Here is a 24,530-nt window from a genome sequence, read left to right as displayed (position 1 = left end):
CATTGAACCCAATTGTCGAATTTTGTATTTCAAACTTGGCCAAAGGTGCTGATGTAGTGTTTAACAAGCTCGACAATGATCCAGAAGTAGATGTATTGGAATACGGTTGTCTACAAAATTGTGGACCATGTGCTAGAGGGTTATATGCATTAGTCAATGGAGATATGGTCAAGGGAGAAACACCAGAAGAATTACTTGAAAATATATATAGTCATATAGAAGAAAATTGGATTTTTTAGGAGGAATAAATATGTCAACTGTTATATTAACTGAAGCAGCAGCTTATGAAGTTAAAGATATGATGAAAAATAACGATATGCCAAATGGTTATTTGAAAGTATCTGTTAAAGGTGGCGGTTGTACAGGACTTTCTTACGGAATGTCAGCAGAAGAAGAACCGGCTGAGAATGATGAAGTTCTAGAGTTTTATGGTGTGAAAGTGTTAGTAGATAAAAACGATGCACCAATTTTAAATGGTACAACAATTGACTTTAAGACATCTTTAATGGGTGGCGGATTTGCGATTGAAAACCCTAATGCTATTGCAGCTTGTGGTTGCGGAAGTTCATTTAAGACAAGAGACGTTTCAGGTACGCCAGAACAATGCTAAGGAATTGATATGTCACACTTGAATTTATCTTTATAAAAATATACAATAAAACTTGTATGTAAATAGTATTATCTTTATTTGTGAGGAAAAACACAAAGTGACACAACTTTCCTATAAGTGTCAAACAAAATTTAGAAAGTATAGGTGAAAATAATGGGATTTGAACGTAAAAAAGTTCTAGTATTAGGGGCAGGATACGCTGGCTTACAAACAGTAACTAAATTGCAAAAATTAGTTTCAAACCAAGACGTTGATGTTACATTAATCAACAAAAACGATTATCACTACGAAGCTACATGGTTACACGAAGCTTCTGCAGGTACTTTAAACTATGAGGATGCTTTATACCCAATTACAAATGTAATCGACAGAAATAAAGTAAACTTCGTTAAAGCAGAAGTAACAAAAATCAACAAAGATGCTAAAACAGTTGAAACATCTAACGGTGTATTCGAATATGATATTCTTGTTGTTGCATTAGGATTTGAAAGTGAAACATTCGGTATTGAAGGTATGAAAGAACATGCTTTACAAATCGAAAACATTAACACTTCTCGTCGTATTGCTAAACATATCGAAGATAAATTTGCTAATTATGCTGCATCTAAAGAAAAAGATGAAAATGATTTAGCAATCTTAGTAGGTGGCGCTGGATTCACTGGTGTTGAATTATTAGGTGAATTAACAGAACGTATTCCTGAATTATGTAAAAAATACGGTGTAGATCAATCTAAAGTTAAAATCACTTGTGTTGAAGCTGCTCCAAAAATGTTACCTATGTTCTCTGAAAACTTAGTGAACTACGTTGTTAAATATTTAGAAGAACGTGGCGTTGAATTCAAAATTTCTACTCCAATCGTTGCTTGTAATGAAAAAGGTTTCGTAGTTAAAGTTAATGACGAAGAACAAACTTTAGAAGCTAACACAGCTATTTGGGCTGCAGGTGTTAGAGGTAGTAAATTGATGGAAGAATCATTTGACGGCGTTAAACGTGGTCGTATCGTAGTTAAAGATGATTTATCAATCGACAACTATGATGATATCTTCGTAATTGGTGACTGTTCAGCTGTTATGGCTGGTGAAGGAGACAACAAGCGTCCACTTCCAACAACAGCACAAATCGCTATGCAACAAGGTGAACACCTTGCTAAAAACATTAAAAACATCTTCAATGGTGAGAAAACAGAGCCATTCGCATACGATGACAAAGGTACTGTATGTTCATTAGGTAGCCATGATGGTGTTGGTGTTGTTATGGGTCGTGAAATTACTGGTAAAAAAGCAGCATTCATGAAAAAAGTTATCGATACTCGTGCAATTTTCAAAATTGGTGGTATCGGATTAGCCTATAAAAAAGGTAAATTCTAATTGATTCATTATTAAGTGTAGAGACCTGCTATTAGGCGGGTCTCTTTTTTTAAAGGAGGTTAGCTATGATATCTTTACCGCAAGTTATTATATCTATGGCATTATTTTTTGTTCTGTTTTTTGGAATCGCTTTTATATTAAATATGCTATTAAAAGGTACTTGGTTAATGGTCGTACTTTATCCATTTGTTATTTTTGCAATTGTAGATAAAATTTCCACTGCTATGTACTTTACAGATCCAGCAACTGCATTTTCAAAACTTATTACAGGTTTAACACATATACATACTGCGGATATATTAATGCTTGGTTCAGGATGGATTGGCGCTATTGTCGCAGGATTTGTTATAAGGAATTTACGAAGAAGCGGTTATTCAATGTTTTAACAAAGGGGATAATAATGATGAATATAAAAATTAAAGAAACATATTCTTATAATGAACTTCCGATTGTAATCGGTTGTCCAAGTCACTTAAATCAAATGCACAATTTTGATGAAATTAATCAAATTTTAGACGGACAACTTGAAAATTTAAAAAAACAACAAATTATTAGTAGTGAGCTTGGTAAAATCACAAGTACAGCGATTATCATAAATGGACAAGTCGTTAAATTAATTGCAGTAGGGTTAAGTAACTTAAAAGAAATTAAAGAAAATGACTATCAAATTGTGTACGGAAATTTAAGCAGATATTTACAAAGTAATAGAATTGAAGAAGTACATCTATTAGATGATACGTTTGTATCACAAAATGTATCTAATCAAGAACGTGCTTATCGTTTTGGTTGGTTATTCACACAAGCTACATTTGTATTTGATACGTATAAATCAAACAAATCAGCAAATGTTAACACAGTTATTAACTATGTTACAACGACAACTGAAGATGTCACGACATTTATTAATCAAGGTGAAATTTTAGGAGAGAGTGTTAATTTAGCGAGAACATATTCACAAACACCACCGAATATTTTAACACCAGATTATTTCGCAAACGAAATTGAACAACACTTTAAAGATTCACAAGTAAATGTCACGATTAAAAATGAAGATGAAATTAGAGAAGAAGGTATTGGTTTATTAGATGCAGTTGGTAAAGGATCTATAAATCCACCTCGTTTAGTCGTGCTTGAATATAAAGGTTCAACACAAGATCCAATTGCGCTTGTAGGTAAAGGTGTAACATACGATTCAGGTGGTTACCAAATTAAATCTAAAACAGGTATGCCAACGATGAAATATGACATGAGTGGTGCAAGTAACGTAGTAGGTATGATGCATGCTATCAACAAATTACAATTACCAATTCATGTAGTAGCAGTATTACCATTAGCTGAAAATATGATTTCAAGCAATGCAATGAAACCAGATGATGTATATACTGCATTAAGTGGAGAAACAGTTGAAATAACAAATACGGATGCTGAAGGAAGATTAGTATTAGGTGATGCTGTTTCATTCGTTAAACAATATAAGCCAGAACTTATTATGAACTTTGCGACATTAACAGGAGCTGTCGTTGCAGCATTAGGTTTAGGGAAAACGGGGATATTCTCAAGCGATGCTGATCAATACATTGATGATGTGAAACAAGCTGCAAAATATTCAAATGAAGTAAGTTTTGAATTACCAATAACAGATGAAGAGAAACAAGATATTAAATCTTCAGAAGTTGCAGATTTAACTAACTGTATTTTAAATAAAAACGGTAAAGCTTTATTTGCAGCAGCATTTGTAACACATTTTAGTGATGAAATACCACACTTACACTTTGATATTGCCGGTTCAGGGGAAACAGAGACTGATTCATTCAAAGGTTCAAAGGGTGCGACTGGTGCTATGATACCAACAGTACTTCATTTCTTAAAAAATAAATAAAATCAGTCAATCATATATAAAGCGGGATAAAAAATCTATGGACTATGATAGGTTTGGATCCCGCTTTAATTATGACTAAATATGATTCTGAATATTCGGACTAATTATTGAGATGTTGACATGCTATTTCTCAACTGATATGATAAATTCATTATTTCACTTTATCGTGGTAGAGAACTAAAGAATGGAGAGGGTCTTTTTGGAAATAAATGCAGTATTAGTAGCTGTTATTGTGATGATTATACTTTGTTTAATGCGTTTAAATGTTGTACTAAGTATATTCATAGGTGCATTAACAGGTGGTTTATTAAGTGGAATGTCTGTTGATAAAGTCATTTCCACATTTGGTAAAACAATCGTTGATGGTTCAGAAGTTGCATTGTCTTATGCATTATTAGGTGGATTTGCAGCACTGATTTCTTATAGTGGTATAACTGACTACATCGTAGGAAAAATCATTACATCAATGAAAAAAGAAAATTCACAGAAAAGTAGATTAAAAATAAAAATATTATTAGTAGCTGTATTACTAGTAATTTCAGTACTCAGTCAAAATATCATACCTGTCCATATCGCATTTATACCTATTCTTATACCACCATTACTAAGCTTATTTAATGAACTACAAATGGATAGAAGATTAATTGCTACAGTTATTGGTTTCGGACTATGTTTCCCTTATATTTTATTCCCTTATGGTTATGGTCATATATTCCAATCTATTATCTTTGATGCATTTGGAAAAGCAAATGTAGATATAGAATTCAATAGTATTTGGAAAGCGATGTTAATTCCTTCAATGGGCTATGTATTTGGATTAATTGTTGCGATTATTATGTACTGGAAACCTAGAACATATAAAACAATTAAAGTAGAAGAAGACGAAGAAACGAAGACATTAAAGCCATATCCATTAATTGTGACGGGCTTAGCAATTTTAGGAACATTCGTTGTTCAAACATTAACGGAATCTATGATTTTTGGTGCATTAGCAGGGATCTTAATATTCTTCTTCTCAGGATTATATAACTGGAGAGAATTAGATGCTAAATTAGTTGAAGGTATTCAAATCATGGCATACATTGGTGTTGTGATTTTAACTGCAAACGGATTTGCAGGTGTGATGAGCGCTACAAATGAAGTAGGTTCACTAGTTGAAAGTCTAGCATCAATTACAGGAGATAATAAAGCATTCAGTATTATAATGATGTACGTTATTGGTCTTGTTGTAACACTAGGCATAGGATCATCATTTGCGACAATTCCAATTATTGCTAGTTTATTTATTCCATTTGGACAAGAAATTGGACTTAGCACTATGGCATTAATCGCAGTTATCGGAACAGCAGGCGCGTTAGGTGATTCAGGTAGTCCTGCAAGTGATTCAACTTTAGGACCAACAGCTGGTTTAAATGTTGACGGTGAACACGATCATATTAGAGATACATGTATACCGAACTTCTTAATATATAATATCCCGTTAATTATTTTTGGATTTATTGCTGCAATGGTATTATAGTATGATTAAGGGGGATTAATCATATGGATTTAATAGAGAACTTTGGAATAGAAACAATCGAATCAAGACATGGCTATATCGAAATGACGATGCCAGTAACGGATAAAGTTAAACAACCATTCGGATTCCTACATGGCGGTGCAACAATAGCATTAGCAGAAACAGCAGCATCAATGGGTGCTCATTACGCTTCAAGTGAAGACGAAATTCCGTTAGGATTAGAAATCAACGCAAATCATATAAAGTCAACTCGATCAGGTACAGTTCGAGCAATAGGTCAAGCACTTCATATTGGAAGAACAACACAAGTATGGGATGTTAAAGTTATTGACGAAAAAGAACAACTTATTTCCATAGTAAGAGCAACAATAGCAATTAAACAAAAAAGATAATTTAATCATATAAAAAGCGAACAATCATATATTTGTATTGATCGCTTTTTATTCTTATTGGTATATATATTTTTAAATATCTCAATAAAGGGTATACATATAGTATATATAATTTAAGGAGGATATATTATGACTAAGCACAATCCTTTAACAGCTTACTATTATGACCAATATGATAAACAACCACAAAATTATCCAGGTATTCAGAAAAATATGAATCCTGTTCCAGATTGTGGTGAAGAGTCCTATTTAGGTTCAGAGAAATTGAAAGGTAAGAAAGCACTTGTAACTGGAGGAGATTCTGGAATAGGTCGTGCTGCTGCAATCGCTTATGGTAAAGAAGGTGCAGATGTCGCGATTAATTATATTCAAGATGAAAAAGAAGATGCTGAAGAAGTAAAAAGTATTATAGAAAAAGCTGGTCAAAAATGTGTACTAATTCCTGGAGATTTAAGAAATCGAAACTTCCCTAAGCAACTCGTCCAAGAAGCGCAAAATAAATTAGGTGGCTTGGACATAGTTGTACTGAACGCAGGTATACAACAATATGAATATGACATTCAAAATTTATCAGAAGATAATCTTAGAGATACATTCGAAGTGAATGTTTTTTCTGGTATAGCTACAATACAAGAATCGCTTCAATATTTAAAAGAAGGTAGTAGTATTATTATTACATCATCTATACAAGGTTTTAAACCAAGTGCCCATTTGGTAGATTATGCGATGACAAAAAGTTGCAATATATCATTAACGAAAAGTTTAGCTGCTCAACTTGGAGAAAAAGGCATTCGTGTGAATAGTGTTGCACCTGGACCAATATGGACACCATTACAAATATCAGGTGGTCAACCACAGGATAACATACCAGACTTTGGAAAAAATCAGCCTTTACAAAGAGCAGGTCAACCAGTCGAATTAGCAGAAGTGTATGTTTTACTTGCATCAGATAGTGCAAGTTATATCACAGGACAAGTATATGGTGTAACTGGTGGCGCACCAATAAATTAATATAAATAAAAAGTTGTTGCTAGTGAAATAATCACTGCAACAACTTTTTTATTTTGCATCTTTTAAATCATCGCGAATTGTTCTTTCACTAGGTCTAACGCCCATATAGTAAGCACTTCTTGAAACTAAGTGACCTGCTAACGGACCTGTTATGAATATAAAGATAATACCTAGTAGTAGTTGAACATTGAAATGTCCTTCTTTAGCGATAAAGTATATCAATACACCTAACAAGATAAGCATAACGCCTAATGTAGAAGCTTTTCCAGAGGCGTGTGCACGAGAAAAGACATCTGGTAATCTTAGAATACCTAACGCTGCGAAAAAGCTAAAGCAAGCACCTATGACCATCATAAAAATTGAGATACTAATAAGAATCGTTTCTATCATTTTCAATGATCTCTCCTTTATCCATAAATTTCGCAAATGCTGCAGTACCTAAGAATGCTAATATACCTATTAATAAAAGTATAACGAATAAATATCTAGTATGAGTTAATACTGAGAATAAAGCTATTATGGCCATTAATGTAATACCTAATGCGTCGAGCGCAATGACTCTATCAGCTAGAGTAGGACCAATAATGACACGAATCAGCATACCAATCATAGAGAGTGCAACGATGATAATCGCAATAATAACGAATATATTTGTCATCGTATGCTCACCTCCTTGATAGCTTTTTCAAATGAATCTTTAATCGCACTAACTTCAGAATCAATATCTGAAAAATCAATTGAATGAATATAAAGTGTTTTTTTGTCATCTGAAATTGCTACGACGATTGTTCCTGGTGTTAAAGTGATTAATTGTGATAATAAACTAATTTCCCAATCCTTATCTAAATCTGTAGGATAAGCGAAAAATGCCGGCTTATTATGGATTTCTTTTTGTATAACTATTCGAATAACATCTATATTCGCTAAAATTAATTCTTTCATAAATATAACTGCTAAAATAAGTGATTTCCAAACAGGACGTAAGTATAAATGTTTGCCTGGAAGAAGCGGTAAGGCTACTAAGACGAACAATATACCAAATAGATAACCAAATACAAATGCACCAAATGTATAAGTATCTGAAAGCATCATCCATAATGCAGCTAAAAGAACATTTATGAGTACTTGTATCGCCATTAATAATCGCCTCCTAACGCATTAACATAAGTTTCTGGGTTATAGAATGGTAATGCAGCTTTTTCCACTAATGGATATAAGTAGTCTGCTCCAAGTCCAAATAGAATGGCTACTATTGTAATGGCTACTGATGCAATCATTAATTTATTGATTGGTAGTTTAGGGTTATAAATATAACCTTTTTCTTCACCCCAAAATGCCATTAAGAAAATGCGCATTACAGAATAGAGTACACATAAACTTGATAAAAGAACGATAATACCACTTATGTAATAACCATTTTCAAATGTAGACATTACGATGATATATTTACCATAGAATCCACTTAATGGTGGTATACCAGCTAACGACAGGGCAGCTATAAAATAAATCCAACCAAGAACTGGATAGTGATTGATTAATCCACTGAACTTTCTTAAATCAGGCGTACCAGTTATTTTAATAATGACCCCAATTAATAAGAATAAAGCAGCTTTGATAATCATGTCATGTAGCAAGTAATAGATACTTCCCATCATGCCGTTTTTATCCATCATTGCAGCGCCAATTAGGATAACACCAATCGCGATCATAATATTATAAATGATAATCTTTTTAACATCGTAATAGGCAATAGCACCAATACAACCCATGATGATTGTTAGGATTGACAGAACAATTAACGTTTGCGTAATAAATTCACTATTCGTTGAATAGAATAAGCTAAACGTACGCATAATTGCATATACACCAACTTTAGTTAATAAAGCACCAAATAGTGCGATAATCGGAATTGGTGGTGCATAATATGCTCCAGGTAACCAGAAATACAGTGGGAACATACCTGCTTTAGTCGCAAATACGAATAGAAACATGATAAATGTAATAACAACGATATTTAAATTTGTTCCTGAAAGTTCTGCGAATTTAACATGTAGATCTCCCATATTTAATGTGCCAGTAATTGAGTAAAGCATACCGACACCTAATACAAAGAATGCAGATGTTAATACATTAACGAGTATATATTTAATACTTTCTTGTAGTTGGATTTTAGTACCACCAATAACAAGTAATAAATATGATGACATTAAAAATACTTCGAAAAATACGAATAAGTTAAATAAGTCACCAGTCATAAATGCGCCGTTAACACCTGTAACCATCATTGAAACACCAAAGTAATAAAAATATCTTTCACGATGGAGACCAATTGATTGGTGAGAGTATATGAGTACGATAAGCGTAATCAGTAAACTCACAGTTACGAGTAGTGCACTTAACATATCCACATATATAACAATGCTGTATGGAACGGGCCAGCTACCTAAGTTTAAAGTTTGTGTTCCATTCATATATATGTGGTAGAGGTTGTATAAACTCACTAATAATGCTAACGAGAACCCTGTTAATACCACTTTACGTTTAACATAAGGTCTGTGACCGACAAAAATTAACGTAACGGCAGTTAAAAATGTAATGACAAGAGGTACAATAATCAAATTACTCATCTTTCGGTACCTCCTTCATCTCTTCTAAATTATCAGTTCCCAATTCCTTATAACTTCTAAAAGCTAATACTAAGAAGAATGCTGTAACAGCGAAAGCTATTACGATGGCAGTTAAGATCAATGCTTGTGGTAATGGGTCAACATAGTTCTTAATACCTTCTTCTTCAATAGGTAAGGCACCTTTTTTCAATCCGCCCATTGTCAGTAACATTAAATGTACGCCATGGGATAGTAATGTAGTACCAATAATAATCCTAATTAAACTTTTAGAGAGAACAAGGTACACTGATACGGATATAATAATACCTGCAACGAAAATCATTAATATTTCCATTATTCATTCTCTCCAATCGCTAATATGATAGTAATGGCAGTACCCACAACAGCTAGTAATACACCTAAATCAAATAGCATTGCTGTATGCCAATGAACTTCACCAAAGATAGGAAGATGAAATTCTCCAAATTTATGTGTGAAAAATGTTTTGTTATATGTCCAACTTAAGATTGGTGTTAGAACACAGAAGAACAAACCAGTTGCTGTTACTAATTTAAAGTCAAATGGGAACATTTTCTTTAAAGTTTTAGTATCAAAGGCTATACCGATAATAATGACTGCAGATGAAAGTAATAATCCACCTACAAAACCGCCGCCTGGTGTATAGTGTCCACCAAAGAAGATAGAAACAGCATACATCATAATAATTAGGAAAATGATAATGGCATTAAACTGAAAGAATACATCATTTGATTGTTTCTTCATGTTCTTCACCTCCATCTTTATCCTTGTCTCTTAATTTAACTAATGTGTAAATACCTAATCCTGCAATACCTAAAACAGCTGACTCGAATAATGTATCGAATCCACGGAAGTCAACAAGAATAACGTTTACCATGTTTTTCCCAGCGGCTAGATCGTATACATTATCTATATAATATTGAGAAATAGAATCAAAATGTCTATTTCCATATGAAATTAATCCGATTGTAATAACTCCAATTCCAACACAAATCGCAATGATAAAGTTACCGATTTTAAAGTTTCTATTTTCATCATGTCTACTCATTTTAGGTAAATGATAGAAACATAGTAAGAATAGGGCAGTTGAAATTGTTTCAATTGATAATTGTGTCAGTGCTAAGTCTGGCGCACCAAAGAATACAAAGAATAAAGCAACTGAATAACCAACTGCAGCTAACATAATGATGCTAAATAGTCTTGACTTAGCTAATACGATACAGAATGTACTTACTAAAATTAAACCCATTAAAATGACTTCATATGGTCTAATTTCGCTTATATTATCGAATGCAACACTTACAGGATGTGTAAATAACGTGAGTGCAGTCATAATGATAAAGAATGCGAAAATATACATTAAATATGATCTGATAAATCCAGTCATATAGCTTTGCGTTATTTTGTTTGAAATATAAGAACTTAATTGAATACCTCTGTCGTAATAATAATTAAACGTTAAGTATTCAGGTTGAATGCTATAAATATTGAACCATTTTTCTACTGATTTAAATAATATAAAACCTATAATAAATACGATTAACGTACCTATTAAAGCAGGTGTTATACCGTGCCAATGAGATATATGAACATCAGGCGCATCAGCGAATGGTGCAATTGCTCTTACTGCTGGTGCAATAATACTGTTGCTTAATATATTTGGGAATAAACCAAATAACACAACTAAGAATGTCAAAATACCTGTCGGCAATAACATAAGTAACGGTGCTTCGTGTGGTTTCTTAGGTAAAGCTTCAGGTTTATAGTCTCCAAAGAATATTTCATGTACATATTTAAATGAATATACAAACGTAAAGATACTACCAACAATCGCAACTATCGGTAATAAGTACCCAAGTGTTGATAAACCAAATATATCAGCTTGATGACTATCAAACATTGCTGTTAAGAACATTTCCTTAGATAAGAAACCATTAAATGGTGGAACACCCGCCATGCTTAAAGCAGTAATAATTGTGAACGTACAAGAAATTGGCATGATGGTCATTAAACCGCCTAATTTTTTAATGTCTCTTGTACCAACTTCATGATCGATTGTTCCCGTAATCATGAATAATGCACCTTTAAATGTTGCGTGGTTAATTAAATGGAATACTGCAGCGATAATACTAGCTAAGAATAATTGACTTTCTTCACCAGAATAATGATAACTGACAGCACCGATTCCAAGCATGGACATAATCATACCGAGCTGTGAAACTGTTGAGAATGCTAAAATACCTTTTAAATCTTGTTGTTTTACAGCGTTAAATGATGCCCAGAACAATGTGATTAATCCGATAGCAGTTACCGCCCAAACAAATCCAGCACTTGCTGCAAAAATTGGTGTTGTACGAGCAACTAAATATATACCTGCTTTAACCATTGTTGCTGAGTGCAAATAGGCACTGACTGGTGTAGGTGCTTCCATTGCATCTGGTAACCAAATATGAAATGGAAATTGTGCAGATTTAGTCATAGCACCAATTAAAATTAAAATCATTGCAAAAATAAAGTAAGGTGAACTTTGAATTTCAGCGGCATTTTGTACTAAAGAGGTAATACTCCAAGAATTACCTGCAATTGCGATACAAATAAATCCACCTAGTAACATTAAGCCACCAAACACTGTAATTAATAATGACTTTTGCGCACCATATATTGACGATTGTTTATGGCGCCAATAAGCGATAAGTAAGAAACTTGAAATAGATGTTAATTCCCAGAATAGGTAAAGCATTAATAGATTATCTGATAATACAACACCTAACATAGCTCCCATAAACATAAGTAAATAACAATAAAAATTACCGAGTGATTCATTTTTACTTAAATATGTAATGGAATATAATACAACGAGCGCACCAATCCCTGTAATTAATGATGCGAATAATAAACTTAGTCCGTCTAAATGAACGGAGAAGTTCATACCTAATCTAGGCATGAAATCCCATATTACAATGAATGGTTTTTCCGAATCTGGAACATTTATGTATGACATAAAATAACTAAATATAATAATCGGAATAGGTAGTACAAACCATCCTAGATGTATACCTTTATAAAATCTGTATAAAATTGGTATTATGATTGCAAAGATTAAAGGTAACAAAATCATAATATGTATCAAACTCATTTAATAACCTCCTTCCAAAAATCTTATAAATATTATTATACACAATAAAGTTATTGCTTGAAAATACTATCAAGTCAATCTTTCAGAATTTTTAGGCTATTTTTAAATATGAAGAAACACGTTATAAATTTTTATAATTTTTTTTAAGTTTGCTAAAAATTTGCCTTGTATTGACGTGAATAATCTATTTTTAATTGTTCAATACACTTCAAAGCTTGTTCACTATATGCATTATTTCTTTTAATCATTTTTTCTTCAAGTTCGGCTAATGATGATTTTAATGAATCAATGTAATTTGGAACATCATGTGGATACTCTTTTAAAAACTGTGCAGTTGTATATCTTTTTTCGAATTGGCTTAAAGCTTTTCTTTCATGGAAAAAAACATTTTCAACTTCATTTGGACTATGTAAATCTCCTTGTCGAGGATGTTTGAGAACAGCTAATACTTTAACAAGAAACTGGTCTCCTTTTTCTTCAACTATTTCTACGACATATTGACCTGTTTTGTGTGGAAATTGATAATACATGTTGATATCCCCTTTCTAAAAAATTATGTTATGATATCACTATTGTAATTATTTTAACATGAATGGAGAATATTAAATGACAAACTATCCTCAATTAACAAATGAAATATTAGAAGGTGAAAGAGTTGTAGAAATTAAAACAACTAAAGGAAACATGACATTCAAGTTATTTCCTGAATTAGCACCTAAAACTGTTGAAAACTTCATCGGTTTAGCTGAGAAAAAATATTATGATGGCATCATTTTCCATAGAGTTATCAATGACTTCATGGTACAAGGTGGAGACCCAACTGGTACAGGTATGGGTGGCGAAAGTATTTATGGAAGTGCTTTTGAAGATGAATTCTCATTACAAGCATTTAACTTATACGGTGCGTTATCTATGGCTAATGCTGGACCAAACACAAACGGTTCACAATTTTTCATTGTACAAATGAAAGAAGTACCAGCAAATATGTTATCTCAACTTAAAGATGGTGGTTGGCCTGAAGAAATCGTTGATCGTTATGCAGAAAAAGGCGGTACACCTTGGTTAGACCAAAAACACTCTGTATTTGGTCAAATTGTTGAAGGTGAATCAGTTCTTGAAGAAATCGCAAACGTTAAAGTTGGCGCTAACGATAAACCAGTTGAAGACGTAGTAATTGAAACAATTGAAATTATAAAATAAATCGACATTCAATTGTCATAAAAAAATCAATGCATTCGACTCAATCTTTGGTATAATTTAGTTGCTAAGGGAGTGGTCGGCTTATGATGGAATTTCTTTATTTTCCAGATAATAAATTAGAATATATTCCTGCTGTTGCTACGTTGATATTATTTATGATTTTGGCGTATATCGTATTTATGATGTTCCGTAAAAAATCTAAAAAAGACGAAGAAAAAATGAAATCATTTGAAAAACAAGTAATGGATCATTTAGAGCAAGAGGAGAAAAAGAACAATAAGAAGTAAATAAAGCATTCCAAACGAATACTATATATAGGAAGAGACTGAGGCATATGTATGTCGAAGTCTCTTTTTTATATGTAATGTTGAGTTGAGGGGTGGGCGCTAACGATCAAGACTCAAAAACAAGATCGTTAGAAATTCTAACGTTCAAGAAATCAAAACAAGATCGTTAGCGCCCAACATATCTCACAAAATCCCAATACAAATCCTACAACAAATAAAGAATCTTTAATCTATTTTCGGCATAGAATACTTATTTCTTAATCTAATAATAAATTCATGAATTTGTAGATGATTTATATTTATGCATAATATTTTCAGAATTATATATCAAATTAATGGTTTAATAAAAATAACTATGCTATGATGAAATAGTTAATAACTTCAAGTACAAGGGGTTTTCTAAAAGTGAGAAAACAATATAAAGTTGGTCAGTTTGTAAAGGTAAAAGTGACTGGCATTCAGCCATATGGCGCCTTTGTTGAAACCCCTGATCATGTGGAAGGTCTCATTCATATTTCTGAAGTGATGAATGATTACGTGCACAACCTTAATCAATTTGTTAGTGTTGGCCAGATAGTAAAAGCTAAAATAATTAAAGTTGAAGCGGATGGCAAGTTGAATTTATCACTTAAAGATAATGAATATTTCAAAAGACAAGAACGTAAGAAAGAAAAGCGCTCAGTTCTAGATGAAATTAGAGAGACAGAAAAATACGGGTTTCAACCTTTAGAAGAAAGGTTGCCTAAGTGGATTAAACAATCAAATAAACATTTTGAAGACGAATAAATGATCTATCGTCTTTATAAGCTGGATATCTTACATGATAATCCGGCTTTTTTTATACGAAAAATCACTTCATTGAATGAACATTTAAACGGCTTTTTGAATAATTATTTGAAGTAAATTTACAACTTATTTTTATTGTAAAAATTCAGAAAAAAATAGCTTGAAGTAATCTATAAAAGTGTGTCATTATAGGAATGTAAGGGGTTTCTTAATACCCCGTATAAACATAGGGAGGTTTACTTTAATGATTCCATACAAACACGAACCATTTACTGATTTTACGAAAGAGGAGAATAAGGCTGCTTATTTAGAAGGTCTTAAAACAGTTGAAGGATATTTAGGAAAAGAGTATCCAATTATTGTTGGAGGAGAACGTATATTTACAGAAGATAAAACACGTTCATATAATCCATCAAATATTGAAGAAACAGTAGGATTAGTTTCTAAAGCAAGCAAAGAACATGCTGAAAAGGCAATGGAAGCTGCTAAAGAAGCCTTTAAAACATGGAGAGATACTGATCCAAGTGTCCGTGCTGACGTTTTATTCAGAGCAGCAGCAATTACGAGACGTCGTAAACACGAATTCTCAGCTTTACTTTCTAAAGAAGGTGGTAAACCATGGAAAGAAGCAGATGCAGATACTGCTGAAGCAATCGACTTTATGGAATACTATGCGCGTCAAATGCTTGAATTAAAAGACGGTAAAAAAGTAGAAAGTCGTCCAGGAGAATATAATAAATATAATTATTTACCAGTTGGTGTAAGTGTTGTTATTTCACCATGGAACTTCGCATTTGCAATCATGGCTGGTACAACTGTAGCACCAGTCGTAACAGGAAACACTGTGTTATTAAAACCATCATCTAAAACGCCAGTTATCGCTTATAAATTTATGGAAGTTTTAGAAGAAGCAGGTTTACCAAAAGGGGTGGTAAACTACATTCCAGGTTCATCAAGTGAAATCGGTGATTATTTAATTGATCATAAAGATACAAGTCTTATTTCATTCACTGGTTCTCGTGATGTAGGTGTTTCTATTTATGAAAGAGCTGCAAAAGTTCAAAAAGGCCAAACACACCTTAAACGCGTTATTGCAGAAATGGGTGGTAAAGATACAATTATTGTTGATTCAGAAGGTGACTTAGATTTAGCAGCTGATTCAATTGTACAATCAGCATTTGGATTCTCAGGTCAAAAATGTTCAGCATGTTCACGTGTCATTGCAGTTGAAGATATTTATGATGAATTATTAGATAAAGTAGTTGAACGTACAGAAAAATTAACTGTCGGTGATTCAACTGATCAAGCTAATTATATGGGTCCAGTAATTGACGAAAACTCATTAAACAAAATTAAAAAATATATCGAAATCGGTAAAAAAGAAGGCCGTATAGTAGCAGGTGGTACAACTGACGAAGAAAAAGGACATTTCGTTAACCCAACTGTCATTGCTGATTTAAAACATGACGACAGAGTCATGCAAGAAGAAATCTTCGGACCAGTTGTTGGTTTCAGCAAAGCAAAAGATTTTGATCAAGCAATTGAATTTGCGAATGATACAGAATACGGTTTAACAGGTGGCGTTATTACAAATAACCGCTCTAAATTAGAACAAGCACGTAGAGACTTTATGGTAGGTAACTTATACTTCAATAGAGGATGTACAGGTGCTATTGTAGGTTACCAACCATTTGGTGGCTTTAAAATGTCAGGCACAGATTCTAAAGCAGGTGGACCAGACTACTTAGTACTGCACTTACAAGGACGTACGACATCAGAAATGTTATAATATTGTTGAAATAATAAAAATACAGTAGGGCGTTTATATGCTCTACTGTTTTAATGGGAGGAGATTTAATATGACAAAGTCACAAGAAATCATTGAACAAACAAATACATTTGGTGCGCCGAACTATTTGCCATTACCAATTGTAATTTCAGAAGCGGAAGGTATTTGGGTTAAAGATCCAGAGGGCAATCGCTATTTAGATATGTTATCTGCTTATTCTGCAGTTAACCAAGGTCATCGTCATCCGAAAATTATCCAAGCATTAAAAGATCAAGCAGATCGTGTAACACTTACTTCACGCGCATTCCATAGTGATCAATTAGGTCCTTGGTATGAAAAAATTTGTAAACTAGCAAACAAAGAAATGGTATTACCAATGAACACAGGTGCAGAAGCTGTTGAAACAGCGATTAAAGCTGCAAGACGTTGGGCTTATGATGTGAAAGGTGTAGAAGATAACAAAGCAGAAATCATTGCGATGAATGGTAACTTCCATGGTCGTACAATGGCTGCAGTTTCACTTTCTTCAGAAAAAGAATACCAAAGAGGTTATGGTCCATTATTAGGTGGATTCAAACTTGTTGATTTCGGTGATATTGAACAAATTAAATCTGCTATTACACCAAATACAGCAGCCGTATTAATTGAACCTATTCAAGGTGAAGCGGGTATTAATGTACCTGAAGACGGCTATTTAAAACAAATTAGAGAAATTTGTGATGAAAACAATGTATTATTCATTGCAGATGAAATTCAAGCTGGTCTTGGTAGAACAGGTAAATTATTCGCAACAGATTGGGATAATGTACAACCAGATATGTATATCTTAGGTAAAGCGTTAGGTGGAGGCGTATTCCCAATTTCATGTATTGTTGGTAATAAAGAAATTCTAGAAGTATTTAACCCAGGTTCACATGGTTCTACTTTTGGTGGTAACCCTCTAGCATGTGCGGTATCTGTTGCAGCATTAGACGTACTAATTGATGAAAAATTATCTGAGCGTTCTTTAGAATTAGGAACTTATTTCAAAGAAGAATTACAAAAAATTGATCATCCATCAATTAAAGAAGTAAGAGGTAAAGGTTTATTCATTGGTATCGAATTAACTGAAGATGCAAGACCATATTGTGAAAAATTAAAAGAATTAGGTCTGTTATGTAAAGAAACTCATGATACAGTTATTCGTTTTGCACCACCACTTATTATCGAAAAAGAAGATTTAGATTGGGCACTTGATCAAGTTAAGTCTGTTTTTAAATAAAAAAACTGATAACGTTTACAAAAAAACGTTTAAGACCTTTTAAAAATAATCAATTATGTTACAATTATTTAGAGATTAAAAGTATTTAAAAAAGAGGCGAAGAGGATCATGAGCGAAAATTTAAATTTAGTTTCATCGACACAAGAAATTATTGGTGAAGCCCTTAATAAATTAGGTTTTGACGAGGGAATGTACGATTTAATTAAGGAACCAATGAGATTATTAACAGTGCGTATACCTGTTAGAATGGATGACGGTTCTGTTAAGACATTTACTGGTTATCGAGCACAACATAATGATGCAGTTGGACCAACTAAAGGTGGGGTTCGTTTCCACCCAGATGTTGATGTTGAAGAAGTAACAGCATTATCTATGTGGATGACGTTAAAATGTGGAATTGTAGATTTACCATATGGTGGTGGTAAAGGTGGTATTGTCTGTGACCCAAGACAAATGAGTATTCATGAAGTAGAAAGATTATCTCGTGGATATGTTCGTGCTATTTCTCAAATAGTAGGTCCTACAAAAGATATTCCAGCACCAGACGTATTTACAAACTCACAAATTATGGCTTGGATGATGGATGAATATAGTCAAATGGATGAATTTAATTCTCCAGGATTTATTACTGGTAAACCTATTGTTTTAGGTGGTTCTCAAGGTAGAGATCGTTCTACTGCATTAGGTGTTGTTATTGCAATTGAAGAAGCAGCTAAGAGACGTGGAAAAACAATCGAAGGTTCAAGAGTCGTTATTCAAGGATTTGGTAACGCAGGAAGCTTTTTAGCGAAATTCTTATATGATCAAGGCGCTAAAATAGTAGGTATTTCAGATGCTTATGGTGCACTTCATGATCCTGAAGGTTTAGATATCGATTATTTATTAGATCGTCGTGATAGCTTCGGAACAGTTACAAATTTATTTGATGATACAATTTCTAATAAAGAATTATTTGAAATTGATTGTGATATCCTTGTTCCAGCAGCGATTTCAAATCAAATTACAGAAGATAATGCTAATGATATTAAAGCTGAAATTGTAGTAGAAGCAGCTAATGGTCCAACTACAATGGCAGCAACTAAAATATTAAGTGAGCGTGGCGTTCTTCTTGTGCCAGACGTATTAGCAAGTGCTGGTGGCGTAACAGTTTCATACTTCGAGTGGGTACAAAATAACCAAGGTTATTACTGGACTGAAGAAGAAGTTAACGAAAAACTACGTGAAAAATTAGTTAAAGCTTTTGATACAATTTATAACTTAGCAGAAAATAGAAAAATAGATATGAGATTAGCAGCTTATATTGTAGGTATTAAACGTACAGCTGAAGCGGCTAGATATAGAGGTTGGGCATAAGCCTTAACCAATAAAAACACACCATTTTGCATGGTGTGTTTTTTGATTATATGAGTTTTTTAGCGACATTAATTTGATGTTGGACGGACTCTTGGCCTGTTGAACCATAACTTTTTCTACGGTTTAAACAGTTTTCAGGTTTTAAGTAATCAAATACATTTTCTTGTATACGTTCGTTGTAAGATTGATATTGTTCTAATGGTACATCTAATAAATATTTTCCATTTTGAATGCACCATAAGACAATTTTACCTACAATCTCATGTGCTTCTCTAAAAGGTATATTTTGTTCTACTAAATAATCAGCTAGCTCAGTAGCATTAGAAAAATCTTTATGCACTGTTTCATTTAAACGCTCTTTATTCACTTGCATAGTAGATATCATACCTTCGAAAATACGCAATGAGCCTTTAATCGTATGAATGGCATCAAACAGTCCTTCTTTATCTTCTTGCATATCTTTATTATATGCTAATGGTAAGCCTTTTAAAGTAACGAGCATACTCATTAAATGACCCGTTGTTCTTCCAACTTTTCCTCTAATCAATTCTGCCATATCAGGGTTTTTCTTCTGCGGCATAATCGATGATCCAGTAGAAAAACTATCTGATAATGTAACAAATTTAGCTTCATCAGTAGACCAGAAAATAATTTCTTCAGCAAATCTTGATAGGTGAACCATCGTTAATGAAATATTATGCAAAGTTTCAACGATATAATCACGGTCACTAACTGCATCAAGACTATTTTCATATAAACTGCTAAAGTTTAAAAGTTCTTGTGTACGATGTCTATCAATAGGGTGCGTTGTACCACTTAAAGCTGCAGCACCTAGTGGACTGATGTCGATTCTTTTTAAACTATCATTAAATCTCGATTTATCACGCTCTAACATCCAGAAATAAGTCATGATATGATGCGCGAAAGATATAGGTTGCGCTCTTTGTAAGTGCGTGTAACCGGGCATGATGGTATGCACATGTTCATCAGCAATATGAAGAATTGATTTTTGAAGAGATTCTATAAGTGTAAGAATCTCTTGAACATGTTGTTTCGTATAAAGGTGCATATCCGTTGCAACTTGATCATTTCTACTTCTACCAGTATGCAATTTACCGCCTACTTGACCAATTTTCTGAATTAAAGCATGTTCAATATTTAAATGAATATCTTCAAGTGATTCAGACAGCTCAAGATTACCGTTATAATAGTCGGCTTGGATATCTTTTAGACCTTGAATAATTTGATTTGATTCTTCAGTTTTGATAATATTTTGCTCTGCTAACATTGTTGCATGTGCAATACTACCTTGAATATCTTGATCAATTAAATTTTTATCAAAATGGATAGATGCATTAAATGCATCTACCCATGATTCAGGGTTAGACTCGAATCTTCCACCCCATGCTTTTTTTGTCATTTTAAAACACCCTCTGTTTCTAATAATGCTTTAACCTTAGTAGGTAAACCGAAGATTTCAATGAATCCTACAGCTGCTTCTTGGTTAAATGCGTCTTCTTTAGTGTACGTTGCAAGTGCTTCATTGTATAAACTAAATGGAGATTTACGTCCATTAACGATTACATTTCCTTTAAATAGTTTAACACGTACTGTACCTGTTACTTGAGTTTGTGTAGAATCGATAAATTGTTTTAAGCTATCTGTTAATGGAGAGAACCATAATCCATTATAGATTTGTTCAGCTAATTGTTTTTCGATTACAGGTTTAAAGTGTGCAACGTCTTTAGTTAAAGTAATCGTTTCTAATGCTTTATGTGCTTCCATTATAACCTTTGCACCTGGTGTTTCATAGACTTCACGTGATTTAATACCAACTAACCGGTTTTCTACGTGATCGATTCTGCCGATACCATGTAAACCAGCAATTTCATTAAGTTGTAAGATTAATTCATCTAACGGATATGATTTATTATTGATTGAAATAGGTAAACCTTTTTCAAATACAATTTCAAGTTCTTCTGATGTATCAGGTGTTTCTTCAATTGGTTTCGTTAAATCATAAGCATCTTCTGGTGGTGTCGCAAATGGATCTTCAAGAATACCACACTCATTACTACGACCCCATAAATTTTGGTCAATTGAATATGGAGAATCTAAATTGATAGGAATTGGAATGTTATGTTTTTTAGCATAATCAATTTCTTCCTCACGACTCCAAGACCATTCACGTACTGGCGCTAATACTTTAATATGAGGCGCTAATGCTTTAATAGCTACTTCAAAACGTACTTGGTCATTCCCCTTACCAGTACATCCGTGTGCTATTGCAATCGCATCTTCTTCTTGAGCGATTTCAACTAATTTCTTAGATATAAGTGGTCTACTCAATGCAGAAACAAGTGGATAACTACCTTCATACATTGTATTACCTTTAATTGCATAACCAACAAAATCTTCACTGAATTCTTTTGTTGCGTCTATTACATATGATTTTTCTGCACCCATATCATATGCTTTTTGTTTAACTAGTTCTAAATCTTTACCTTCACCAACATCTAAACAACATGCAATTACTGTATATCCTTTTTCAATTAGCCATTTTACTGCAACACTCGTATCCAACCCGCCTGAGTATGCCAATACAACTTTGTTAGTCATTAAAAAAACCTCGCTTTTGTATTAATATTTAATATTTTGTATATTTAATCGATAAACATACAATATCATATTAGGAATGAATGTTCAATAGTTATTTTAAATATTTATGCATGTAAAAGTATATCGTTGCATTTCAATTGAAAGCCTATGAAAACTAGAGTAAAATAAAGACGTTGTTGAAATTAAATATAGATTACATAGGAGGATATTATGTCACATATTCAATTTGATTATAAAAAAGCTTTAACATTTTTTGGTGAACATGAGTTAGAACAATCACGTGATCTAGTAAAAAATATACATCATGTTATACATGAAAAGACTGGAGCAGGTAGCGACTTTTTAGGATGGGTTGACCTTCCTGTAGATTATGACAAAGAAGAGTTCGATAGAATTCTAGCTGCTTCTAAACGTATCAAAGAACAATCTGAAGTATTACTTGTAATTGGTATTGGTGGTTCATATTTAGGTGCTCGTGCAGCAGTTGAAATGTTAAATTCTACATTTGCTAATTATGAAAAAGGTGAGAATCCTCAAATTATATTTGTAGGGCATCATTTATCTTCATCTTATGTACATGATTTAATTGAGTATATAGATGGTAAAGATTTCTCTATTAACGTTATTTCTAAATCAGGTACAACGACAGAACCTGCAGTAGCATTTAGAATCTTTAAGAAAATTTTAGAAGAAAAATACGGTAAAGAAGAAGCTAAAAACCGTATCTTTGCTACAACTGATAAAGAAAAAGGTGCTTTAAAAGATTTAGCTACTGGTGAAGGTTATGAAACATTTGTCGTACCAGATGATGTTGGTGGTAGATATTCAGTATTAACAGCAGTTGGTTTATTACCAATCGCAGCAAGTGGTATTGATATACAAGATATGATGAAAGGTGCTGCAGCTGCGCGTGAAGATTTATCATCTTCAGAACTTGATGACAATATTGCATATCAATATGCAGCAATTCGTAATATCTTATATGCAAAAGGATATTCAACAGAAATGTTAATCAACTACGAACCAGCTTTACAATACTTCAGTGAATGGTGGAAACAATTATTCGGTGAATCTGAAGGTAAAGACTTCAAAGGTATTTATCCATCAAGTGCTAATTTCACTTCTGACTTACATTCACTTGGTCAATATGTACAAGAAGGCCGTCGTTTCTTATTTGAAACAGTTGTAAAAGTTGAAAGTCCTAAACATGATATTACAATTGAAGAAGATAAAGACGATTTAGACGGTTTAAACTTCTTAGCAGGTGAAACAGTTGACTTCGTTAATACGAAAGCATTCCAAGGAACATTATTAGCACATACAGATGGTGGCGTACCAAACTTAGTTGTTAAAGTTCCTCAATTAGATGCATATACATTCGGTTATGTTGTATACTTCTTCGAATTAGCATGTGCTATGAGTGGTTATATGTTAGGCGTGAATCCATTTAACCAACCAGGTGTTGAAGCATACAAACAAAATATGTTCGCATTACTTGGTAAACCAGGATTCGAAGACTTGAAAAAAGAATTAGAAGATAGACTATAATATGAAACGTATTTTAGAAAAAAGTCCCCAAATTTAATTTGGAGGACTTTTTTTATTTTGAATTTGAATTTTTTGAAGAAATGAGTGATATTTTATGAAAATACGTAAAAATTTATTTTTAACTTATATTGATGCATTGCAAAATAGGGTGGATGAGTTACCTGAAAATATAGATGAACAATACCAAGTCACAAAGCAAGGGTACGAAGGCGAAAAAGCATTCGCTCAAATACTTGAAAGCTATGGGGCAGAATGGTGGCTGTATGATTTACAGATTAAAAATTATAATCACATTCAATTTGATTTTGTAGTCATAACAGACGATGCCATCATCCAATTTGAAATTAAAAATTATACAGGTGACTATTATTTTGAAAATCACAAACTATATAGAAGTACAGGTTTTGTATCTAAAGATCTTATTAATCAATATGAAGTCGCTCAAGAAGGCTTGAAAAGAATCGTTGAGAAATATAAATTAAAACGCAAAGTAGAAAGCTATGTTGTTTTTATACATCCAACTTTCACGTTACATGGTGATTTACGATCACGAATGAATATTATTTTAAAAAGTGAGGTACATAAAATAAAAGATATGGTATCACAAAACTTTAAATATGAAGAGAATAAATGGATATACTGTAAACTAAAAAGCCTACACGAACCATTTTTAAATACAAATCAAATACCAAATTTGAATATAGAATATAAAGATTTAAAAAGAGGCGTTCGATGTACAAACTGTCGAAAGTTGATTCGAGTAGATGAATTATTTAATAAGCGAAAATATTTGAAATGTCATCATTGTAAGAGAGCATTGAATAGAACGAATATTATTATTCAATCATTAGAAGAATTATATTTATTAAAAGGCGCACCATTTTCAGTAAAAGAAGCAGAAATGTGGACAGGGGTCTCAAATAGCGCGATTAAAAGAATACTATATAAAAATTTCAAAAGAGTTGGTAAAGCAAAATCAACGAAATATATGTCTTATGAATAAATATCGACCTGAAAACGAGAATTTCAGGGCGATAAATAAAAATAGCGACCCGAAAACAGGAGCATTATCTCCATAAACTAAATTCCTCCTACTGAGCAATCATTACCCCCTACCAACCAATGAA

26 protein-coding genes are annotated in these 24,530 nt (G+C 32.8%); 16 read left to right on the top strand and 10 right to left on the bottom strand.

Annotated features, from left to right (window positions below; all coding sequences use genetic code 11):
- Positions 1-2 precede the first annotated feature (2 nt).
- From ACJTHF_RS01410 to ACJTHF_RS01375, 8 genes are all read left to right on the top strand, one after another.
- Positions 3-239, top strand: a complete 237-nt coding sequence (locus tag ACJTHF_RS01410; protein WP_025904683.1) for a YuzB family protein — start codon at positions 3-5, stop codon at positions 237-239.
- Between the two features lie 11 nt (positions 240-250).
- On the top strand, positions 251-610 hold the full coding sequence (locus tag ACJTHF_RS01405; RefSeq protein WP_048540148.1) for a HesB/IscA family protein: 360 nt from the start codon (positions 251-253) through the stop codon (positions 608-610).
- 153 nt (positions 611-763) lie between these two features.
- Positions 764-1,978 (top strand): NAD(P)/FAD-dependent oxidoreductase, encoded by a 1,215-nt coding sequence (locus ACJTHF_RS01400; protein WP_048540146.1) that lies wholly within the window; start codon positions 764-766, stop codon positions 1,976-1,978.
- Between the two features lie 65 nt (positions 1,979-2,043).
- Positions 2,044-2,364: a YuiB family protein gene (locus ACJTHF_RS01395; RefSeq protein ID WP_025904686.1), complete on the top strand. Its 321-nt coding sequence runs from the start codon at positions 2,044-2,046 to the stop codon at positions 2,362-2,364.
- A gap of 17 nt (positions 2,365-2,381) precedes the next feature.
- Positions 2,382-3,857 (top strand): M17 family metallopeptidase, encoded by a 1,476-nt coding sequence (locus ACJTHF_RS01390; RefSeq protein WP_106417857.1) that lies wholly within the window; start codon positions 2,382-2,384, stop codon positions 3,855-3,857.
- 205 nt (positions 3,858-4,062) lie between these two features.
- The gene (locus tag ACJTHF_RS01385; RefSeq protein ID WP_256891563.1) at positions 4,063-5,376 is read left to right on the top strand and encodes a Na+/H+ antiporter family protein; all 1,314 of its coding nucleotides are present in this window, start codon (positions 4,063-4,065) and stop codon (positions 5,374-5,376) included.
- Positions 5,377-5,399: 23 nt separating this feature from the next.
- Positions 5,400-5,768: a PaaI family thioesterase gene (locus tag ACJTHF_RS01380; protein ID WP_058591484.1), complete on the top strand. Its 369-nt coding sequence runs from the start codon at positions 5,400-5,402 to the stop codon at positions 5,766-5,768.
- 129 nt (positions 5,769-5,897) lie between these two features.
- Entirely contained in the window at positions 5,898-6,779 is an 882-nt protein-coding gene (locus tag ACJTHF_RS01375; protein ID WP_058591483.1) for an SDR family oxidoreductase, read from the top strand.
- A gap of 48 nt (positions 6,780-6,827) precedes the next feature.
- Here the strand turns inward: ACJTHF_RS01375 and mnhG are convergent, their stop codons facing one another.
- The 8 genes from mnhG to kapB all read right to left on the bottom strand — a co-directional run bounded on the left by mnhG (position 6,828) and on the right by kapB (position 13,090).
- Complete coding sequence (mnhG, locus tag ACJTHF_RS01370; protein WP_025904690.1) at positions 6,828-7,169, bottom strand: monovalent cation/H(+) antiporter subunit G; 342 nt, start codon at positions 7,167-7,169, stop codon at positions 6,828-6,830.
- Positions 7,147-7,437, bottom strand: coding sequence for a Na(+)/H(+) antiporter subunit F1 (locus tag ACJTHF_RS01365; RefSeq protein WP_048540139.1), 291 nt, complete (start codon positions 7,435-7,437; stop codon positions 7,147-7,149). Before ACJTHF_RS01365 ends, mnhG begins: the two co-directional genes overlap by 23 nt.
- Positions 7,434-7,916, bottom strand: coding sequence for a Na+/H+ antiporter subunit E (locus tag ACJTHF_RS01360; protein WP_025904692.1), 483 nt, complete (start codon positions 7,914-7,916; stop codon positions 7,434-7,436). Before ACJTHF_RS01360 ends, ACJTHF_RS01365 begins: the two co-directional genes overlap by 4 nt.
- Positions 7,916-9,406, bottom strand: a complete 1,491-nt coding sequence (locus ACJTHF_RS01355; protein ID WP_048540137.1) for a Na+/H+ antiporter subunit D — start codon at positions 9,404-9,406, stop codon at positions 7,916-7,918. The genes ACJTHF_RS01360 and ACJTHF_RS01355 overlap by 1 nt, the downstream gene beginning before the upstream one ends.
- The gene (locus tag ACJTHF_RS01350; RefSeq protein WP_025904694.1) at positions 9,399-9,740 is read right to left on the bottom strand and encodes a Na(+)/H(+) antiporter subunit C; all 342 of its coding nucleotides are present in this window, start codon (positions 9,738-9,740) and stop codon (positions 9,399-9,401) included. Before ACJTHF_RS01350 ends, ACJTHF_RS01355 begins: the two co-directional genes overlap by 8 nt.
- Positions 9,740-10,168: a Na(+)/H(+) antiporter subunit B gene (locus tag ACJTHF_RS01345; protein ID WP_025904695.1), complete on the bottom strand. Its 429-nt coding sequence runs from the start codon at positions 10,166-10,168 to the stop codon at positions 9,740-9,742. Before ACJTHF_RS01345 ends, ACJTHF_RS01350 begins: the two co-directional genes overlap by 1 nt.
- Positions 10,149-12,560 carry a Na+/H+ antiporter subunit A gene (locus ACJTHF_RS01340; RefSeq protein WP_058591481.1) on the bottom strand — a complete coding sequence of 804 codons (2,412 nt, stop codon included), beginning with the start codon at positions 12,558-12,560 and terminating at the stop codon, positions 10,149-10,151. The genes ACJTHF_RS01345 and ACJTHF_RS01340 overlap by 20 nt, the downstream gene beginning before the upstream one ends.
- 152 nt (positions 12,561-12,712) lie before the next feature.
- Entirely contained in the window at positions 12,713-13,090 is a 378-nt protein-coding gene (gene kapB, locus ACJTHF_RS01335) for a sporulation phosphorelay system protein KapB (RefSeq protein ID WP_058591480.1), read from the bottom strand.
- A 76-nt stretch (positions 13,091-13,166) separates the two neighbouring features.
- On the opposite strand from kapB, the gene ACJTHF_RS01330 reads away from it, so the two are divergent.
- From ACJTHF_RS01330 to ACJTHF_RS01305, 6 genes are all read left to right on the top strand, one after another.
- The gene (locus ACJTHF_RS01330) at positions 13,167-13,760 is read left to right on the top strand and encodes a peptidylprolyl isomerase (RefSeq protein ID WP_048540134.1); all 594 of its coding nucleotides are present in this window, start codon (positions 13,167-13,169) and stop codon (positions 13,758-13,760) included.
- Between the two features lie 83 nt (positions 13,761-13,843).
- Complete coding sequence (locus ACJTHF_RS01325) at positions 13,844-14,047, top strand: hypothetical protein (RefSeq protein WP_025904699.1); 204 nt, start codon at positions 13,844-13,846, stop codon at positions 14,045-14,047.
- A 405-nt stretch (positions 14,048-14,452) separates the two neighbouring features.
- Entirely contained in the window at positions 14,453-14,833 is a 381-nt protein-coding gene (gene ygs / locus ACJTHF_RS01320; protein WP_048540132.1) for a S1 domain-containing post-transcriptional regulator Ygs, read from the top strand.
- 244 nt (positions 14,834-15,077) lie between these two features.
- Positions 15,078-16,622, top strand: a complete 1,545-nt coding sequence (gene pruA / locus ACJTHF_RS01315; RefSeq protein ID WP_058591479.1) for an L-glutamate gamma-semialdehyde dehydrogenase — start codon at positions 15,078-15,080, stop codon at positions 16,620-16,622.
- Positions 16,623-16,692: 70 nt separating this feature from the next.
- Positions 16,693-17,883: an ornithine--oxo-acid transaminase gene (locus ACJTHF_RS01310; RefSeq protein ID WP_049319830.1), complete on the top strand. Its 1,191-nt coding sequence runs from the start codon at positions 16,693-16,695 to the stop codon at positions 17,881-17,883.
- 108 nt (positions 17,884-17,991) lie between these two features.
- Positions 17,992-19,236, top strand: coding sequence for a Glu/Leu/Phe/Val family dehydrogenase (locus tag ACJTHF_RS01305; protein ID WP_048540128.1), 1,245 nt, complete (start codon positions 17,992-17,994; stop codon positions 19,234-19,236).
- A gap of 46 nt (positions 19,237-19,282) precedes the next feature.
- Here ACJTHF_RS01305 and argH read toward each other — a convergent pair whose 3' ends face one another.
- Together argH and ACJTHF_RS01295 are read right to left on the bottom strand one after the other, a co-directional pair.
- Positions 19,283-20,656: an argininosuccinate lyase gene (gene argH, locus ACJTHF_RS01300; RefSeq protein ID WP_107603128.1), complete on the bottom strand. Its 1,374-nt coding sequence runs from the start codon at positions 20,654-20,656 to the stop codon at positions 19,283-19,285.
- Positions 20,653-21,855: an argininosuccinate synthase gene (locus ACJTHF_RS01295; RefSeq protein ID WP_058591477.1), complete on the bottom strand. Its 1,203-nt coding sequence runs from the start codon at positions 21,853-21,855 to the stop codon at positions 20,653-20,655. The genes argH and ACJTHF_RS01295 overlap by 4 nt, the downstream gene beginning before the upstream one ends.
- Positions 21,856-22,065: 210 nt before the next feature.
- Here ACJTHF_RS01295 and ACJTHF_RS01290 point away from each other — a divergent pair, with 210 nt between their 5' ends.
- Positions 22,066-23,403, top strand: coding sequence for a glucose-6-phosphate isomerase (locus ACJTHF_RS01290; protein ID WP_058591476.1), 1,338 nt, complete (start codon positions 22,066-22,068; stop codon positions 23,401-23,403).
- 94 nt (positions 23,404-23,497) lie between these two features.
- Positions 23,498-24,406: a nuclease-related domain-containing protein gene (locus tag ACJTHF_RS01285; RefSeq protein WP_084754932.1), complete on the top strand. Its 909-nt coding sequence runs from the start codon at positions 23,498-23,500 to the stop codon at positions 24,404-24,406.
- The last annotated feature ends 124 nt before the right edge of the window (positions 24,407-24,530 follow it).

Source organism: Mammaliicoccus sp. RAM2 (assembly GCF_045897195.1).
Classification (GTDB): domain Bacteria; phylum Bacillota; class Bacilli; order Staphylococcales; family Staphylococcaceae; genus Mammaliicoccus; species Mammaliicoccus sciuri.
The sequence above is the reverse complement of the archived record's forward strand: the minus strand, read 5'-3'. Positions and strand labels throughout refer to the sequence as shown.

What these genes read in the sequence shown, in the direction of transcription:
- ACJTHF_RS01325 (WP_025904699.1), top strand. Translation starts at nt 13,844, where the DNA reads ATGATGGAATTTCTTTATTTTCCAGATAATAAATTAGAATATATTCCT.
- ACJTHF_RS01305 (WP_048540128.1), top strand. Translation starts at nt 17,992, where the DNA reads ATGAGCGAAAATTTAAATTTAGTTTCATCGACACAAGAAATTATTGGT.
- ACJTHF_RS01360 (WP_025904692.1), bottom strand. Translation starts at nt 7,916, where the DNA reads ATGGCGATACAAGTACTCATAAATGTTCTTTTAGCTGCATTATGGATG.
- ACJTHF_RS01405 (WP_048540148.1), top strand. Translation starts at nt 251, where the DNA reads ATGTCAACTGTTATATTAACTGAAGCAGCAGCTTATGAAGTTAAAGAT.
- pruA (WP_058591479.1), top strand. Translation starts at nt 15,078, where the DNA reads ATGATTCCATACAAACACGAACCATTTACTGATTTTACGAAAGAGGAG.
- kapB (WP_058591480.1), bottom strand. Translation starts at nt 13,090, where the DNA reads ATGTATTATCAATTTCCACACAAAACAGGTCAATATGTCGTAGAAATA.
- ACJTHF_RS01375 (WP_058591483.1), top strand. Translation starts at nt 5,898, where the DNA reads ATGACTAAGCACAATCCTTTAACAGCTTACTATTATGACCAATATGAT.
- ACJTHF_RS01365 (WP_048540139.1), bottom strand. Translation starts at nt 7,437, where the DNA reads ATGACAAATATATTCGTTATTATTGCGATTATCATCGTTGCACTCTCT.
- ACJTHF_RS01290 (WP_058591476.1), top strand. Translation starts at nt 22,066, where the DNA reads ATGTCACATATTCAATTTGATTATAAAAAAGCTTTAACATTTTTTGGT.
- ACJTHF_RS01395 (WP_025904686.1), top strand. Translation starts at nt 2,044, where the DNA reads ATGATATCTTTACCGCAAGTTATTATATCTATGGCATTATTTTTTGTT.
- ACJTHF_RS01340 (WP_058591481.1), bottom strand. Translation starts at nt 12,560, where the DNA reads ATGAGTTTGATACATATTATGATTTTGTTACCTTTAATCTTTGCAATC.
- ACJTHF_RS01390 (WP_106417857.1), top strand. Translation starts at nt 2,382, where the DNA reads ATGAATATAAAAATTAAAGAAACATATTCTTATAATGAACTTCCGATT.
- argH (WP_107603128.1), bottom strand. Translation starts at nt 20,656, where the DNA reads ATGACAAAAAAAGCATGGGGTGGAAGATTCGAGTCTAACCCTGAATCA.
- ACJTHF_RS01355 (WP_048540137.1), bottom strand. Translation starts at nt 9,406, where the DNA reads ATGAGTAATTTGATTATTGTACCTCTTGTCATTACATTTTTAACTGCC.
- ACJTHF_RS01330 (WP_048540134.1), top strand. Translation starts at nt 13,167, where the DNA reads ATGACAAACTATCCTCAATTAACAAATGAAATATTAGAAGGTGAAAGA.
- ACJTHF_RS01400 (WP_048540146.1), top strand. Translation starts at nt 764, where the DNA reads ATGGGATTTGAACGTAAAAAAGTTCTAGTATTAGGGGCAGGATACGCT.
- ACJTHF_RS01310 (WP_049319830.1), top strand. Translation starts at nt 16,693, where the DNA reads ATGACAAAGTCACAAGAAATCATTGAACAAACAAATACATTTGGTGCG.
- ACJTHF_RS01295 (WP_058591477.1), bottom strand. Translation starts at nt 21,855, where the DNA reads ATGACTAACAAAGTTGTATTGGCATACTCAGGCGGGTTGGATACGAGT.
- ACJTHF_RS01350 (WP_025904694.1), bottom strand. Translation starts at nt 9,740, where the DNA reads ATGGAAATATTAATGATTTTCGTTGCAGGTATTATTATATCCGTATCA.
- ACJTHF_RS01380 (WP_058591484.1), top strand. Translation starts at nt 5,400, where the DNA reads ATGGATTTAATAGAGAACTTTGGAATAGAAACAATCGAATCAAGACAT.
- ACJTHF_RS01345 (WP_025904695.1), bottom strand. Translation starts at nt 10,168, where the DNA reads ATGAAGAAACAATCAAATGATGTATTCTTTCAGTTTAATGCCATTATC.
- ACJTHF_RS01285 (WP_084754932.1), top strand. Translation starts at nt 23,498, where the DNA reads ATGAAAATACGTAAAAATTTATTTTTAACTTATATTGATGCATTGCAA.
- mnhG (WP_025904690.1), bottom strand. Translation starts at nt 7,169, where the DNA reads ATGATAGAAACGATTCTTATTAGTATCTCAATTTTTATGATGGTCATA.